Annotated in this window: 17 protein-coding genes; all 17 read left to right on the forward strand. The window is 42.4% G+C overall.

The window, feature by feature from the left end; all coding sequences use genetic code 11:
- Positions 1 to 270 precede the first annotated feature (270 nt).
- Positions 271 to 1,194, forward strand: a complete 924-nt coding sequence (gene spoIIIAA / locus ACFQWC_RS02660) for a stage III sporulation protein AA (protein WP_377105973.1) — start codon at positions 271 to 273, stop codon at positions 1,192 to 1,194.
- Positions 1,195 to 1,710, forward strand: a complete 516-nt coding sequence (spoIIIAB, locus tag ACFQWC_RS02665; protein WP_299738323.1) for a stage III sporulation protein SpoIIIAB — start codon at positions 1,195 to 1,197, stop codon at positions 1,708 to 1,710.
- A 72-nt stretch (positions 1,711 to 1,782) separates the two neighbouring features.
- On the forward strand, positions 1,783 to 1,989 hold the full coding sequence (gene spoIIIAC, locus ACFQWC_RS02670) for a stage III sporulation protein AC (RefSeq protein ID WP_034758004.1): 207 nt from the start codon (positions 1,783 to 1,785) through the stop codon (positions 1,987 to 1,989).
- A 14-nt stretch (positions 1,990 to 2,003) separates the two neighbouring features.
- Positions 2,004 to 2,396 (forward strand): stage III sporulation protein AD, encoded by a 393-nt coding sequence (gene spoIIIAD / locus ACFQWC_RS02675; RefSeq protein WP_172655798.1) that lies wholly within the window; start codon positions 2,004 to 2,006, stop codon positions 2,394 to 2,396.
- Positions 2,397 to 2,424: 28 nt separating this feature from the next.
- The gene (gene spoIIIAE, locus ACFQWC_RS02680; protein ID WP_377105976.1) at positions 2,425 to 3,621 is read left to right on the forward strand and encodes a stage III sporulation protein AE; all 1,197 of its coding nucleotides are present in this window, start codon (positions 2,425 to 2,427) and stop codon (positions 3,619 to 3,621) included.
- Positions 3,622 to 3,639: 18 nt separating this feature from the next.
- Positions 3,640 to 4,263, forward strand: a complete 624-nt coding sequence (gene spoIIIAF / locus ACFQWC_RS02685; RefSeq protein ID WP_299738310.1) for a stage III sporulation protein AF — start codon at positions 3,640 to 3,642, stop codon at positions 4,261 to 4,263.
- On the forward strand, positions 4,253 to 4,906 hold the full coding sequence (gene spoIIIAG, locus ACFQWC_RS02690) for a stage III sporulation protein AG (RefSeq protein WP_299738308.1): 654 nt from the start codon (positions 4,253 to 4,255) through the stop codon (positions 4,904 to 4,906). The genes spoIIIAF and spoIIIAG overlap by 11 nt, the downstream gene beginning before the upstream one ends.
- A 14-nt stretch (positions 4,907 to 4,920) precedes the next feature.
- Complete coding sequence (locus ACFQWC_RS02695) at positions 4,921 to 5,469, forward strand: SpoIIIAH-like family protein (RefSeq protein ID WP_299738306.1); 549 nt, start codon at positions 4,921 to 4,923, stop codon at positions 5,467 to 5,469.
- 718 nt (positions 5,470 to 6,187) lie between these two features.
- Positions 6,188 to 6,697, forward strand: a complete 510-nt coding sequence (gene accB, locus ACFQWC_RS02700) for an acetyl-CoA carboxylase biotin carboxyl carrier protein (RefSeq protein ID WP_341356581.1) — start codon at positions 6,188 to 6,190, stop codon at positions 6,695 to 6,697.
- Between the two features lie 15 nt (positions 6,698 to 6,712).
- On the forward strand, positions 6,713 to 8,065 hold the full coding sequence (gene accC / locus ACFQWC_RS02705) for an acetyl-CoA carboxylase biotin carboxylase subunit (protein WP_299738302.1): 1,353 nt from the start codon (positions 6,713 to 6,715) through the stop codon (positions 8,063 to 8,065).
- 23 nt (positions 8,066 to 8,088) lie between these two features.
- On the forward strand, positions 8,089 to 8,499 hold the full coding sequence (locus ACFQWC_RS02710; RefSeq protein WP_034758025.1) for an Asp23/Gls24 family envelope stress response protein: 411 nt from the start codon (positions 8,089 to 8,091) through the stop codon (positions 8,497 to 8,499).
- 576 nt (positions 8,500 to 9,075) lie between these two features.
- Entirely contained in the window at positions 9,076 to 9,462 is a 387-nt protein-coding gene (nusB, locus tag ACFQWC_RS02715) for a transcription antitermination factor NusB (RefSeq protein ID WP_299738299.1), read from the forward strand.
- Positions 9,463 to 9,484: 22 nt separating this feature from the next.
- A complete protein-coding gene (folD, locus tag ACFQWC_RS02720; protein WP_299738297.1) occupies positions 9,485 to 10,351 on the forward strand; it encodes a bifunctional methylenetetrahydrofolate dehydrogenase/methenyltetrahydrofolate cyclohydrolase FolD in 867 nt (288 codons plus the stop codon).
- Between the two features lie 118 nt (positions 10,352 to 10,469).
- Complete coding sequence (gene xseA / locus ACFQWC_RS02725; RefSeq protein WP_299738295.1) at positions 10,470 to 11,837, forward strand: exodeoxyribonuclease VII large subunit; 1,368 nt, start codon at positions 10,470 to 10,472, stop codon at positions 11,835 to 11,837.
- Complete coding sequence (xseB, locus tag ACFQWC_RS02730; protein WP_299738293.1) at positions 11,824 to 12,057, forward strand: exodeoxyribonuclease VII small subunit; 234 nt, start codon at positions 11,824 to 11,826, stop codon at positions 12,055 to 12,057. The genes xseA and xseB overlap by 14 nt, the downstream gene beginning before the upstream one ends.
- Before the next feature lie 21 nt (positions 12,058 to 12,078).
- Positions 12,079 to 12,951 (forward strand): polyprenyl synthetase family protein, encoded by an 873-nt coding sequence (locus tag ACFQWC_RS02735; protein ID WP_377107218.1) that lies wholly within the window; start codon positions 12,079 to 12,081, stop codon positions 12,949 to 12,951.
- 703 nt (positions 12,952 to 13,654) lie between these two features.
- Complete coding sequence (locus tag ACFQWC_RS02740) at positions 13,655 to 14,278, forward strand: CNNM metal transporter family protein (RefSeq protein ID WP_299738291.1); 624 nt, start codon at positions 13,655 to 13,657, stop codon at positions 14,276 to 14,278.
- Positions 14,279 to 14,299 lie beyond the last annotated feature (21 nt).

Here is a 14,299-nt window from a genome sequence, read left to right on the forward strand (position 1 = left end):
CAGGGGAGGTGTAAGCCGCCTCCGTTTTGGTTTATCTGCCAACACTTCGATATATCTGCCATTCAACAAATTTCGGCAATTTCCGAATCCTCATTCCCTTTCATCTACAACTCTCCAAACAAAAACTCCCAATCCACACCTCATATCTTCCAACTCTACTGTCATAATCTTTTTTTACTAGAATACATTGTATTATCGGGAAGCATGTACGAAGAATTCATTTATGTCGTCCTATATTCCGAAGTGGAACAAGATTAGGAGGTACTTAATATGCAAGAAGTTCTAGCCTTACTACCCAGCACTATTTCTGACAAAGTCCTGAGCCTTCCACAAGATCTTATTGACCGAATTGAAGAAATTAGAGTTCGTACCAACCGCGTGTTGGAGGTCACGGCCAGGGGGAAGCCATATTTTCTTTCTTATACCGTTACCGAGGAAGATAGCGAACAGCTCATTAACAAACTATCCCGGCATTCATTTTATACATTGGAAGAGGAACTGAAGAGAGGCTATATCACGATTGAAGGCGGACATCGAGTCGGCCTTGCCGGCAAGGTTATTCTAGAAGGTGGTGTGGTGAAAGGTATTCGGAATCTTTCTTCCTTTAACATCCGTATCGCGAGGCAAAAGCTTGGCATAGCTCAATCAATTTTTCCATATGTTTATGATAATGGCTGGAAGCATACGATGATTATCGGCTCTCCTCAAACAGGGAAAACCACATTACTCAGAGACCTTGCACGTATGATATCGACGGGCGTCCCGGAAAAAAAGATCCCCCCGTTTAAAGTTGGGATTGTCGATGAACGGTCAGAAATTGCCGGCTGTGTAAATGGAATCCCTCAGCTTTTATTCGGGCCCAGGGTGGATGTGTTGGATGCATGTCCAAAAGCTGAAGGCATGATGATGCTGATCCGCTCCATGAGTCCTGATGTCCTGATTGTGGATGAGATCGGACGAATCGAAGATGGTCAAGCTATCCAGGAAGCCGTGAATGCCGGTATTACCCTTGTGATGACGACTCATGGATCAACATTTGGGGAAGTAGCGAAGAGACCCGTTATCAAGGACATTGTGAATCTTCAAACCATCGAGCGGTTTGTTGAACTAAGGAGAGGGGATGAGCCTGGTAAGGTTCATGAAGTGTGGAATGAACATGGTCAATCTCTTCTGAAAAAAGTGAGTGTGACATAAATGATTAAACTAATCGGTGCTGTTTTCATCCTGCTTTCTACTTCCTGGGCTGGTTTCGAAGCGTCTAAATATTTAACGGAAAGACCGAGGCAGCTTCGGTTATTGAAGGTGGCCCTTCAGTCCTTGGAAGCAGAAATCACTTACAGCCATACCCCTTTGCATGAAGCATCGAGAAAGATCTCCAGGCAGCTGCAAAAACCTGTTTCTTGGTTCTTTGAAACGTTTTCAAAGAAATTGACGGAGCAGGAGATTTCAGTGAAGAAAGCATGGGAAGAAAGCCTGAATGATATTTGGAAATTAACCGCTTTTAAAACAGGTGAATACGAAATCCTGAAACAATTCGGAGAAAACCTCGGCAAACACGACATGATGACACAGCAGAAACATATACAGTTAGCGTTAAAACACCTGGAAAGAGAAGAAGCAGAGGCGATAGAAAAGCAGAGGAAATATGAAAAGATGACAAAGAGTTTAGGCTTTTTATCGGGTTTATTACTGATCATTCTATTGCTTTAACGATGCTTCATAACAATTGTAGCTACCGATCGCTTGCGAGAACAGCTGATAGAAACCAGGAGGGAAACAAATATGGGAATTGATGTAGATATTATTTTCAAAATCGCAGGGGTGGGGATTGTAGTGGCCTTTTTGCATACGATTTTAGATCAGGTCGGGAAGAAGGAATATGCACAGTGGGTTACCCTCTTTGGATTCATTTATATTCTGTTTATGGTGGCCTCGATTGTCGATGACCTGTTCCAGAAGATTAAATCTGTCTTCTTATATCAAGGATAGAGGGGGCGTGCGCGATTGAAATCATTCAAATTGTTGGTATAGCACTGGTTGCGACCTTTCTGGCTTTGATCGTGAAAGAGCAGAAACCGAATTTTGCTTTTTTGCTTATTGTGTTTGTTGGATGTTCGATTTTTTTATTTCTGATCGATCAAATCTACTCCATCATTCATATGATCGAGAAGCTTGCTGCGAATGCAAATGTGAATATGGTGTATGTAGAGACCATTCTCAAAATTATCGGCATCGCCTACATAGCGGAATTTGCTTCTCACATAACAAAAGATGCCGGACAGGGGGCACTTGCGGCGAAAGTGGAGCTTGCAGGGAAAATCTTGATTTTAGCAATGGCGGTACCTATTTTAACAGTGATTATCGAAACGATTATCAACATGATCCCAACTGGATAAGCGAAATGTTAAGAGGTGGAAAAAATTGTTGCAAATATATCGAATACTCGTCATAGTACTCGTAATCTTTTTCATTGGAGCCTCTAGTGGACAAGCAGAAGAAGGGGATGAACAGAATCCTCCCGATTCGACGATTCAGCAGCAAGTGATCGATCAACAGTTAGATCAGTTGGGAATTGAAGAATTAAAAGGCTTTTGGAATAGCATCGTTGACCAATACGGTGGTTACCTTCCTGAAAGTCAAAAAGGCAGTTTGGTTGATTTTATAAAAGGAGAAAAAGAATTTTCTTTTAAAGCATGGTTCAGTGGGATATTCAAGTTTGCTTTCCAGGAGCTTGTGATGAATGGGAAGCTATTAGGAACACTGATTATGCTAACGATTTTCAGTATGTTCCTTCAATCCCTGCAGAATGCATTTGAAGGAGGGAGTGTCAGCAAGGTTGCATACAGCATTGTGTTCATGGTCCTGATCATCATCGCCCTTAATAGTTTTCACGTGGCGATTGATTACACCCGGGATGCCATCTCCACCATGATCCACTTCATCATTGCCCTCATACCCCTGATGTTAGCCCTTATTGCAGCTTCCGGGGGAGTTGTATCCGCAGCATTTTTTCATCCTGTGATTATCTTTTTAATGAACACAAGCGGTTTGTTGATCCAAAATGTCGTTCTCCCCCTGCTATTTCTGGCGGCGTTATTAAGTATCGTAAGTACACTTTCCACTCATTATAAAGTGACGCAGCTGGCCCAGTTATTGCGAACATGGAGCATCGGGTTGTTAGGAGCCTTTATGACCGTTTTCCTTGGTGTTATATCCGTACAGGGAGCCACGGCAGCGGTGACAGATGGGATTACGATTCGAACAGCGAAATTTGTTACAGGAAATTTTGTCCCTGTGATCGGAAGGATGTTCACGGATGCGACGGATACAGTGATCAGCGCTTCCGTTCTTTTAAAGAACACGGTGGGAATCGCTGGTGTGGCCATTGTTCTGATCATTGCGGCCTTTCCGGCAATCAAGATCCTCATGATTGCGTTTATTTATAAATTAGCAGCGGCTCTCCTGCAACCCCTCGGTGGCGGCCCGGTGATCGAATGTCTCGATATCATTGCCAAAAGTGTGATTTATGTCTTTGCGGCCCTTGCCATTGTGTCCTTTATGTTCTTTTTAAGTCTTACTGTCATCATTGCAGCAGGAAATATCACGATGATGATGCGATAAAGAGGAAGGAGTACCGTCATGTCATTTCTCACCGATTGGATTACAAATATTATAATCTTTGTTCTCTTAGCAACCGTCATTGACATGCTTCTTCCCAGCTCCAACATGCAAAAGTATGCAAAAATCGTGACGGGCTTATTGTTGATCACCATTATCCTGACACCATTGTTTAAATTGATGGCCACCGATTTTGATACGGTGCTCGAATCAATTGATATAAATGGAGATTCCCGGAATAATTCAGTAGAAAATTTAATAGAAATGAAGAAAAAAGAAATACAAGCCTCACAACGTGCATATATTTTAGAACAGATGGCTGTCCAAATGAAACAACAAGCTGAAAAGGAGATGATGGATGAACACGGTAAAGTCATTGAGAAGGTTGTAGTCAAAGCTGACGACTTAGAGAATATCCCAGATAGTATCACCGAAGTGACAGTGGTTGTAAAAGACAAACAAGAAAACACCACGATTGAAACCGTTCAAAACGTGGAGATCGATACGGGAGATGAAACGAGAAAGAAAACGCCTGATGAGAGTGTGTCCCAAATGGCCTCCTTACTTGCCAAGCAATGGAATCTTACACCAGACAAAATAATCATTACAGTTGAAGGGGGGACTGGGGAAGCAAATGAACTTTAATAAAGGTCCGCTTAACGCATTGAAGGAATGGCTATCAAAGGAAAATACCAATTCACCACCAAAGGAAAAAAAAGGGAATAAATTTCAATACTTTCTCATTGTGCTGTTAATAGGTATCGCCTTCATGCTGATCAGTGATCTTTGGAGCAGGGATAGTAGCTTAGAGGTCTCGAAATCAGTAGACGAAGAAGCACCGGAAGAGGTAGCGACATTCGGCTCCAACCAAAAGGAATCGGATGGCTCCATGAGGGGGTACGAAGATCAATACGAAAACCAATTAAAAGAAGCCCTGGATCAGATTGTCGGGGTGAGTGAAGTACATGTTGTTGTCAATGTAGAGGCAACAGAGTCAAAAGTATATGAAAAGAATGAATCCACACAGTCACAAACAACCTCAGAAGAAGATAAGCAAGGTGGAAAACGATCGATAGAAGATAAATCACAAGAGGAAGAAATGGTCATCATCAGGAATGGAGATAAAGAAGTTCCCATTGTGAAAGAAACTAAAAAACCTAAAGTCAGCGGTGTCCTAGTTGTAGCAAAAGGCGCCGATAATATACAAATCAAAAAATGGATCATAGAGGCTGTTACCCGTGGATTAGACGTACCAAGTCACCGGGTATCGGTCCTGCCCAAAAAATAAGGGGGAAATGATAGATGTTACTTAAAAAACAAACGGTTTGGTTATTAACGATGTTGAGTCTTGTGATCGTGCTATCAGTATACTACATTACTTCTCCAACGCAGCAAGTGACAGATATGGCTTATGAAGAAAAAGACGGAAAAGAACAAGCGAAGGAAGAGGGTAAAGAAACCATGTCTGACATGGAAGTCGTAACGGACGCTGCTGGAAATGAAATGTTCGAAGCTTTAAGAATTGAAGTATTGGACCAGCGCGAACAGCTTCGTGAAGAATTAGAAGCAAAAGTAGCCAACGCCGATGTATCAGCAGAAGAAAAGAGTGCAGCCTATGAAGAAATGGAAAACTTGAGAGAGTTAGCCATGACAGAATCCGTGTTGGAGACGATGATCAAAACAATGGGTTACGAAGATGCCTTAGTCAGAGCTAATGGGGAAAACATCCGTATTACAGTGAAGTCCGACAAAGAGCACTCAACAGCCGATGCGAATGAGATCATCCGCCTCGTGATGAGTGAAGTGGGCCAGATGAAGCCAGTAGCAGTAGAGTTCCAGCCTACAAATTAAAGTAAAATAAAGAGGTTGGGACAAAAGTGTTTTAGTCTAAGTGAAACCCGAACAAATCTACCTTCTAGGAAGCAGATTTGTTCGGGTTTATTATTTATTTCGATACATTTGATTTTAGCTGTTTCCAGCGGTTGATTGGAGTGCAAGACGAAGACTCCTGCGGGAAAAGTAGCTTATGTGAGACTTGTCCAGCTATAGGGCTTAGAGGCAAATGTCATAAGGCAGATCGTCCATGAAGGCAAAGAACGCCTTCAAGGCCGCTCCGCCTTATGCCAACCGCCTCTGAGCGAAGCCCCTCCGCTTTTCTACCCGCAGGCTTGCCGAGGAGGCTCACGGGCTACCCGCGGAAAGCGTAGTCTTGCACGGAAATCATTAGCGGTATTAAGAACCTACACTTCAATTGTTCGGCTTTACATCGTGGCATTTTAGTTTTGTCCCATGCTCATTTTTTTTGAAAAAGGAAGTCCAAAAGGCTTGGAAGGTCCGCTCTATCTGCCCCCATTTGGCTTCAAACCTTATAAATATTCACTCGTTTTAACAGAGAAATAAAAAATCCTTGCTATTATTTTATTTTTTTCCCAAAAAGGTCTAGAATAGAGAGTAGAGTTGTATGCGCTTTACAGAATGGTAGGAATCACATATTGAATTTATACGAGGTATTATCGTATGATATTAGTAGCTAGTCATAATTTTTTAAACTATAAGAGGGGTGTCAACCGTGTTAAAAATTCAAGAAATTCGTGAAATAATCAAACTTGTAAGTCATTCTAGTGTTGATGAGTTTACATACGAACATGAGGGTTCGAAAATAAAACTTAAAAAGAGCAATGGTGTTACAGTAGCTGCGCAGCCGCAAGTTACTCAAGCAGTGGAAGAAGTGAAACCTGCAGCTCAAGCGGTACAACAGGCTCCTGCACCTGTACAGGAGGCAGCTCCTTCTGTAAATACAGAAGAAAAAGAAGCTCCACAAGCAAAAGAAGATTCAAACCTACATAAAATCACGTCTCCTATGGTAGGGACGTTCTATCAATCTTCCTCTCCAGAAGCAGGTCCATATGTTAAGGTGGGGGATAAAGTCGATGAAAGTTCTGTCGTATGTATCGTAGAAGCGATGAAACTATTTAATGAGATTGAAGCGGAAGTAAAAGGTGAAATTACTGAAATCTTAGTAAAAGACGGTCAATTAGTTGAATATGGACAGCCGTTATTCTTGGTCAAACCTGAATAAGGAGCGGAAATAGATATGATAAAAAAGGTATTAATCGCCAATCGAGGAGAAATTGCGGTACGTATTATTCGTGCATGCCGAGATTTAGGCATCGAAAGTGTAGCCGTTTATTCTGAAGCAGATAAAGAAGCCCTTCATGTTCAATTAGCAGATGAAGCGTATTGTATTGGGCCGACTGCATCGAAAGACAGCTACCTAAACTTTACAAACATCATTAGCGTGGCAAAACTGACAGATTGTGATGCCATTCACCCAGGTTACGGATTTTTAGCCGAGAACTCTGACTTTGCAGACCTATGCCGCGATTGCAACATCATCTTCATTGGTCCTTCACCAGAAGCGATCTCGAAGATGGGTACAAAAGACGTGGCTCGTGAAACCATGAGGGAAGCGGGTGTTCCCATTGTGCCCGGCTCAAAAGGGATCGTGAAAGATGCAGAAGATGCTGTACAGCTTGCGGAATCCATGGGATATCCCGTTATCATTAAAGCTACTGCTGGTGGCGGTGGGAAAGGGATCCGTGTTGCGAAAAGCCAGGAAGAGCTTGTTAAAGGAGTAACGATCACTCAGCAAGAAGCCATGACTGCATTCGGTAACCCTGGTGTTTACATTGAAAAATTCATTGAAGACTTCAGGCATGTGGAAATCCAGGTGCTGGCTGATAATTTCGGAAACGTGATCCATCTTGGAGAACGTGACTGTACGATTCAGCGCCGCCTTCAAAAACTGATCGAAGAAACACCGTCACCTGCTTTAACAGAAGAAATTCGTGTTAAAATGGGGGAAGCGGCAGTAAAAGCAGCCAAAGCGGTTGATTATACTGGTGCCGGCACGGTAGAATTTATCTATGATTACGTTAATCAAACATTCTACTTTATGGAAATGAATACCCGTATTCAAGTAGAGCACCCTGTAACAGAACAGGTAACAGGAGTTGATTTGATCAAAGAGCAGATTCTCGTGGCATCAGGAGAAAAGCTTTCTCTTACACAAGAAGAAGTAACGTTCACTGGTTGGGCCATTGAATGCCGTATTAATGCAGAGAATCCAGAGAAGAATTTCATGCCTTCAGCGGGCCGGATTGAAATGTATCTTCCACCAGGCGGGATTGGCGTAAGAATCGACTCAGCCGCATATCCTGGATATATGATCCCTCCATATTACGATAGTATGATTGCCAAAGTGATTACCTATGGAGCGACACGTGAAGAGGCCATTTCAAGAATGAAACGCGCTCTAAGTGAATTTGTCGTTGAAGGTATACACACAACCATTCCGTTCCATCTGAAACTATTAGAACATGAAACCTTTGTTGGTGGAGAATTTAATACGAAATTCTTAGAGAAATATGAAGTAATGAAATCCTAGTGTGAATTCAGGAGGTGCCTTAAATGGCGGAAAATCAAAACCTTTTACAAATGTCTCACGGTAAAGACGGTCTTGGGAAGATTGAAATCGCACCTGAAGTGATTGAAGTAATTGCAGGTATCGCCGCTTCAGAAGTTGAAGGCGTATCACAAATGCGTGGGAACTTTGCGACAGGTGTCGTCGAGCGTCTCGGAAAGAAAAACCACGGTAAAGGTGTAAAAGTGGAGCTGGCTGAGGAAGGAATCATCGTGGATGTCTACTGCATCATGAAATTCGGCGTAGCGATTCCGACGGTTGCCCAGAAAATTCAGGATAACATTCGTCAAGCCCTGTTGAACATGACTGCTCTTGAAGCAGACGAAGTGAATGTTCATATCGTAGGCGTTCAATTTGAAAATCAAAAGTTTGAAGCTGAAATTGAAGACGAAATGTAATGGGGGAACGGTCCTTTAGGGGGCCGTTCTTTTTTTGTGCCTGGGGTTGTGTTTAGATTGGTTTTTTTTGTAAAACGGCTGGATTATTGCGTAAATCGGCCGGATTATTACCTGGAATGGCTGGATTCCTAAAGGTTTCGGCCGGATTTTTCATCAAAACGGCTGGAATTATTGAAATTTCGGCCGGATTCTTCTGATGGGGGCCAGCAAAGCCCCTCCGCTTTTCGATTGTCCAGCTCCGGGGCTTAGAGGCTCGAGGTCATAAGCCAAACCTGCCAAAAAGGCAAAGAACGCCTTTCTGACAGGTTCGTCTTATGCTTGTCGCCTCTGGGCAAAGCCCCTCCGCTTTTCGATTGTCCAGCTCCGGCGGGTAGCCCCTCGAGGTCATAAGCTAAATGGGCCAAAAAGGCAAAGAACGTCTTCCTAGCCCATTCATCTTATGCTTGTCGGGCCAACCCAGTCGGCTCCGCTTTTCTGTCAGAATATTGATTTTTTTACATAGACGTGCGTATTGCCCTTAGTTTGTGCTATTATCAAAGGTATGAAAATTGATGGATTAAAAGGAGTAAATATAAGATGAAGAGAAGAGTTGCTCGTGAAAAAGCCTTACAAGCGTTATTTCAAATAGATATGAGTGGGATTGAGCCGGATGTTGCATTAACCAATGTGCTGGAGGAAGAGGAGAAGATGGATGCCTATCTTCAACAGATTGTTCTCGGGTTTATCGAGAATCAGGAACGTATCGATGGGCACATTCGTGAAAACCTTGAGAAATGGTCATTTGACCGATTGGCAAAAGTAGATCGTAATATTCTGCGTTTAGGAGTGTATGAACTGCTGTTTGTGGAAGATGTTCCGAATAAAGTAGTCATTAACGAAGCGGTTGAAATTGCAAAGATCTTTGGAGATGATCAATCCAGCAAGTTTATCAATGGTGTTCTTTCAAAGGTAAGTCAATCTTAACAATGTTAGGGGGGCGAGTGGAATGACAGCTTCTATAATTGATGGCAAACTCATTGCAGGTCATTATCGTGAACAATTAAAAAGTCAGATCGGGGAGCTGGAGAAAAAGGGTATCACTCCAGGCTTGGCTGTTATCCTGGTAGGGGATAACCATGCTTCTCATTCATATGTCAAAATGAAGAGAAAAGCGTGCAGTAATCTTGGCATTCATTCAGAGCTCTATCAATATGAATCCAGTTTGACTCAAGACGAACTGCTGAATAAAATAGAAGAGTTAAATGAACAGAGCCATATTCATGGAATTCTAGTTCAACTGCCTCTCCCTGAGCATATTGATCCAATAACCGTGATTGAAAAGATTTCTCCATCTAAAGATGTGGACGGATTTCATCCCGTTTCGATCGGGAAAATGGTCACAAATCAAGATACCTTCTATTCCTGTACGCCGCTTGGAATCATGAAGATGCTTGAATATGAAAACATCTCAGTAGAAGGTAAACACGTCGTGATTTTAGGAAGAAGTAACATTGTTGGAAAGCCGGCAGGCCACTTATTCTTGAATCGTAATGCGACGGTTACGTATTGTCATTCGAAGACAAAGAATATGTCATCATACACAAAGCAAGCTGATATTATCGTATCTGCAGTAGGAAAGGCGAATTTAATCGGCGCAGAAGATATTAAGTCTGGAGCCGTCGTCATTGACGTCGGAATGAACCGTGATGAAAACGGCGGACTTTGTGGAGATGTGAATTTTTCAGAAGTGAAGGAAAAGGCTGGGAAAATCACACCTGTTCCTGGTGGTGTCGGTCCTATGACCATTGCGATGTTACTGTACAATACAGTGAAATCTGCAGAATGGGCCGCTCGGAATCGCCAAAACCGCTAAAAAATAGTACACTATAGGTAACATAAAACGGAAAGGGACAGCAAATCGCTGGTCCCTTTCCGTATTCCTACATATAAAAGCCTTTACAAATTGCAAGAAACAAAGGAGTCTCTTGAGCATGGAACTTGATCAATCACGTTATTTAACGGTACAAGCTCTGACAAAATACATAAAACGCAAATTCGATAGGGATCCCCATTTATCCAATCTATTCGTACGGGGGGAAATCTCTAATTTCAAAAGACATTCAAGCGGCCATATGTACTTTACCTTAAAAGACGAAAAAGCCCGTATCTTGTCTGTCATGTTTTCAAGTAATAACCAATCCATGAAATTCAGACCTGAAAATGGAATGAATGTGTTGATTCGGGGGGATGTCTCTGTTTATGAATCGGGTGGTCAATATCAGATTTATGTAAAAGAAATGCAGCCTGACGGAATCGGTGAGCTATATCTGGCCTATGAGCAACTGAAAGAAAAGCTCGAAAAAGCAGGTTATTTTGATCAAAGCCGAAAACGGATGATTCCTAAGTTTCCAAAGCGAATCGCCGTTGTTACCTCCCCTACAGGTGCTGCGATCAGAGACATTATCACAACCATCAAAAGAAGATATCCCATTGGAGAAATCCTCGTTTTTCCTGCTTTGGTTCAAGGGGAGCAAGCGGCAGGATCAATTGCCGGAGCAATAAGAAAGGTAAACGATCAGGGAGATATAGATGTAGTGATTATCGGCCGTGGCGGTGGTTCGATTGAAGAATTATGGGCGTTTAACGAAGAGATCGTGGCCAAAGCCGTCGTTGAGTCAATCGTTCCAGTTATTTCTGCTGTCGGACATGAAACAGACTTTACGATCGCGGACTTTGTAGCCGACCTAAGAGCCCCTACACCAACAGCTGCGGGAGAATTAGCGGTCCCCCACATTGATGATTTGCTGGAAAGGATCATGAATCGGAAATTACGACTGATCAAAGCGTTCAAGACTAAGCTTCAAAGTGAGCGCAGCCGTTTAAATAGTTTAACTAAGTCCTACGCTTTAAGAAATCCGCGTAATCTGTATCAACAAAAAATTGAAACCGTCGACCGTCTGACCGACCAGCTTCAGAAAAGCATAAGCTTGCATGTGAGACAAAACCGTGACCAATTAACCCGGCTTCACTCAAGACTTCAACGTGTGCATCCTTCACAACTTATTACCATTCAACACGAGAGAGTCTTATTTATGAAGTCGAGGGTAGAAAAGCAATTTAAGCAGGTACTGAAAGAAAAGAACAATCGTTTCAGTTCTTCCCTGTCTACCTTGCATGCCCTCAGTCCTTTAAAGATCATGGACAGGGGATACAGCCTGGTTTATCAGGATGATGATACATTGATTAAATCATCCAGGCAAGTCAAAGCTGGTGACCGTCTCGAGATAAATGTCAGGGATGGAAAAATACATTGCGAAGTTGAATCCGTTGAGGAGCGTGAAAATAATGGCAAAGTCTAAAGAAGAACTATCATTTGAAACAGCTATGGAACAACTGGAAGAAATTGTTGAGAAATTAGAAGAGGGAGAAGTTCCTTTGGAGAAAGCGTTAGAGTTCTATCAAAAAGGAATGGATCTTTCGAAATACTGTCATGATACGTTGCAAAAAGCAGAAAACCAATTAACGAAAATGATGACAGATGAAGGGGAAAAAGCCTTCGATCTGGATAAGGAGGAATAAAGGGTGAATCCTCTCGTTGATCTGAAAGAATTTCAACAACAGCATGGAGAATTGATTACCAATCATATGGTCGAGACTGTAGACAGCCTTTCCATGCCCTCTAACTTGAAAAGAGCAATCATCTATTCTTTGCAAGCAGGAGGAAAGAGAATTCGTCCCATCCTCCTTTTGGCAACGATCAAAGCTTTTAACAAGGACCCATTACTCGGGTTGAACACTGCTTCTGCCCTCGAAATGATTCATACCTATTCCTTGATTCATGACGACCTTCCTTCCATGGATGATGACGATTTGAGAAGAGGGAAGCCGACCAATCATAAAATGTTTGGGGAAGCGATGGCGATTTTAGCCGGCGACGGTTTGCTAACCTACAGTTTTCAACTGGTTGCAGAGGACAAGGGCCTTACAAATGATAACAAGATCAGGCTCATCGGTCTTTTAGCAAAGTGTGCGGGACCCGAAGGCATGGTTGGGGGACAAGTAGCGGATATTGAAGGGGAAAATAAGAAGCTTACAGTTAAAGAACTCGAAAGCATTCATGAGCATAAAACAGGTAAGTTACTGATGTTTAGTGTATTAGCAGGCGGGATCATCTCTGAGGCGCCGGAAGAGCAGCTGCAATTACTTGAGCAATTTGCTTATCATATTGGCCTTGCCTTTCAAATCCAGGATGACATTCTTGATATTGAGGGCTCCGAAGAAATTATTGGAAAGCCAGTGGGGAGCGACGAATCCAAACGTAAGAGTACATATCCAAGTCTCTTAACGATAGGAGGAGCGAAGGAAAAGCTTCAATTCCACTTGAAAGAAGCGTTATCCTCACTCGATCAAATGACAATTGATTCCAGTCTCCTTTCCGAAATTGCCCAATTAATCGTTGCCCGGAATCATTAAAACCATTCTATGTTTGAGCAAATTATTTAACATATGTTATAATACGTTTATAATAAAATTTTGGGTGGTGCAGTATTCTAGTCAGTCCACCAATCCTGAAGGTGGGCCTAAAAATCCACTAAAGGGCACATCGATGAAGTTCCTGGAATTGGCTTGAGGCGCCCAGCTTTGGGTCATATCTGGGAGTAAGGCTTGAGGGCGATCCACAATGGCATGTGGGCGTTGACCCTCAAGCCGCGGAGGCTTTGTTTCTTATGCTGGCATAAGCATATGCAATAAGGACAAAGTATGAACCTGCGATGTGATGATTCACTAGCAGCGTAGCCTGCCTTGAGTGAAGAGTGAGGGGATTATGGTTACAAGGTACACATCAGTTGGCCATTGATATGTGCTTTTTCGCCCATATGAAATCCTCTTTGCAAAAGAGGCTAAGGATTGCGTTAAGGACTGTTGAGGAAAACTCCTAGACTGTTCATAATTGGACATATAAAGAGGATTATAGTGCGGACTAAGTGGTAATCCAGTCTAGCTTGTGGTGACGCGGCTAAGTCGGGTTTAAAGGGAAACCGCCGGTATGGCAACATCCGGTACCTGATTGGGAAAACCTACTGGACCTAAGCTGCAATTTTTACTCTTTATATGACCATCCAATTACATAGTATAGATGATATTTACACAATAGAAACGGTGTGTTTAAACGATAATGAATGAAACAATGAAAAACTCAATAAAGTGGAGTGTCAGCATTGCCGTTATCACATTTGTGTTAGCGGCTATTTTTTCAGTTACATCCAATATGGTTTTAAATGGAGTCGCGTGGTATACAGGACTGGTTGTTGTGTTAATCATCGTCTTTATCGGGATCTTCTTTGATATGCTGGGAATTGCTGCAACGGCTGCTGATGAAACACCCTTTCATGCCATGGCGGCTAAAAAAGTTTACGGTGCACGATACTCGATCAAAATCGTTCGGAACGCCGATCGGTTTGCAAGCTTTTGTAATGACGTAATCGGTGACATTTCAGGGATAATAAGTGGTACTGCGTCAGCGATTGTCATCATTCAACTTGCCGTCTCTTTTCAGCTTGAAGGAGGCTCTTTGAGAGAATATATTGTAAGTGTAACATTGACAAGTATCATTGCATCCCTAACCGTAGGAGGCAAAGCGCTTGGAAAAACGTTTGCTATCACCTATTCTAAGGATATAATATTTAGAGTTGGTAAAGTTCTACAATTTTTTGAAGATCGATTTCACATCACATTGATTAAAGATAAAAAAGATAAAAGCAAGAAAAAACGTTACAAGCGTGCGAAACAAAATATTTAGTGATGAAAGTGAGTGGACCCC

It is taken from the genome of Rossellomorea sp. GCM10028870, assembly GCF_042666755.1.
Lineage (GTDB): Bacteria > Bacillota > Bacilli > Bacillales > Bacillaceae_B > Rossellomorea.

Excerpts from the sequence above, each read along its gene's own strand:
- spoIIIAA (WP_377105973.1), top strand. The coding sequence starts at position 271 with ATGCAAGAAGTTCTAGCCTTACTACCCAGCACTATTTCTGACAAAGTC.
- spoIIIAB (WP_299738323.1), top strand. The coding sequence starts at position 1,195 with ATGATTAAACTAATCGGTGCTGTTTTCATCCTGCTTTCTACTTCCTGG.
- spoIIIAC (WP_034758004.1), top strand. The coding sequence starts at position 1,783 with ATGGGAATTGATGTAGATATTATTTTCAAAATCGCAGGGGTGGGGATT.
- spoIIIAF (WP_299738310.1), top strand. The coding sequence starts at position 3,640 with ATGTCATTTCTCACCGATTGGATTACAAATATTATAATCTTTGTTCTC.
- spoIIIAG (WP_299738308.1), top strand. The coding sequence starts at position 4,253 with ATGAACTTTAATAAAGGTCCGCTTAACGCATTGAAGGAATGGCTATCA.
- ACFQWC_RS02695 (WP_299738306.1), top strand. The coding sequence starts at position 4,921 with ATGTTACTTAAAAAACAAACGGTTTGGTTATTAACGATGTTGAGTCTT.
- accC (WP_299738302.1), top strand. The coding sequence starts at position 6,713 with ATGATAAAAAAGGTATTAATCGCCAATCGAGGAGAAATTGCGGTACGT.
- ACFQWC_RS02710 (WP_034758025.1), top strand. The coding sequence starts at position 8,089 with ATGGCGGAAAATCAAAACCTTTTACAAATGTCTCACGGTAAAGACGGT.
- nusB (WP_299738299.1), top strand. The coding sequence starts at position 9,076 with ATGAAGAGAAGAGTTGCTCGTGAAAAAGCCTTACAAGCGTTATTTCAA.
- folD (WP_299738297.1), top strand. The coding sequence starts at position 9,485 with ATGACAGCTTCTATAATTGATGGCAAACTCATTGCAGGTCATTATCGT.
- xseA (WP_299738295.1), top strand. The coding sequence starts at position 10,470 with ATGGAACTTGATCAATCACGTTATTTAACGGTACAAGCTCTGACAAAA.
- xseB (WP_299738293.1), top strand. The coding sequence starts at position 11,824 with ATGGCAAAGTCTAAAGAAGAACTATCATTTGAAACAGCTATGGAACAA.
- ACFQWC_RS02740 (WP_299738291.1), top strand. The coding sequence starts at position 13,655 with ATGAATGAAACAATGAAAAACTCAATAAAGTGGAGTGTCAGCATTGCC.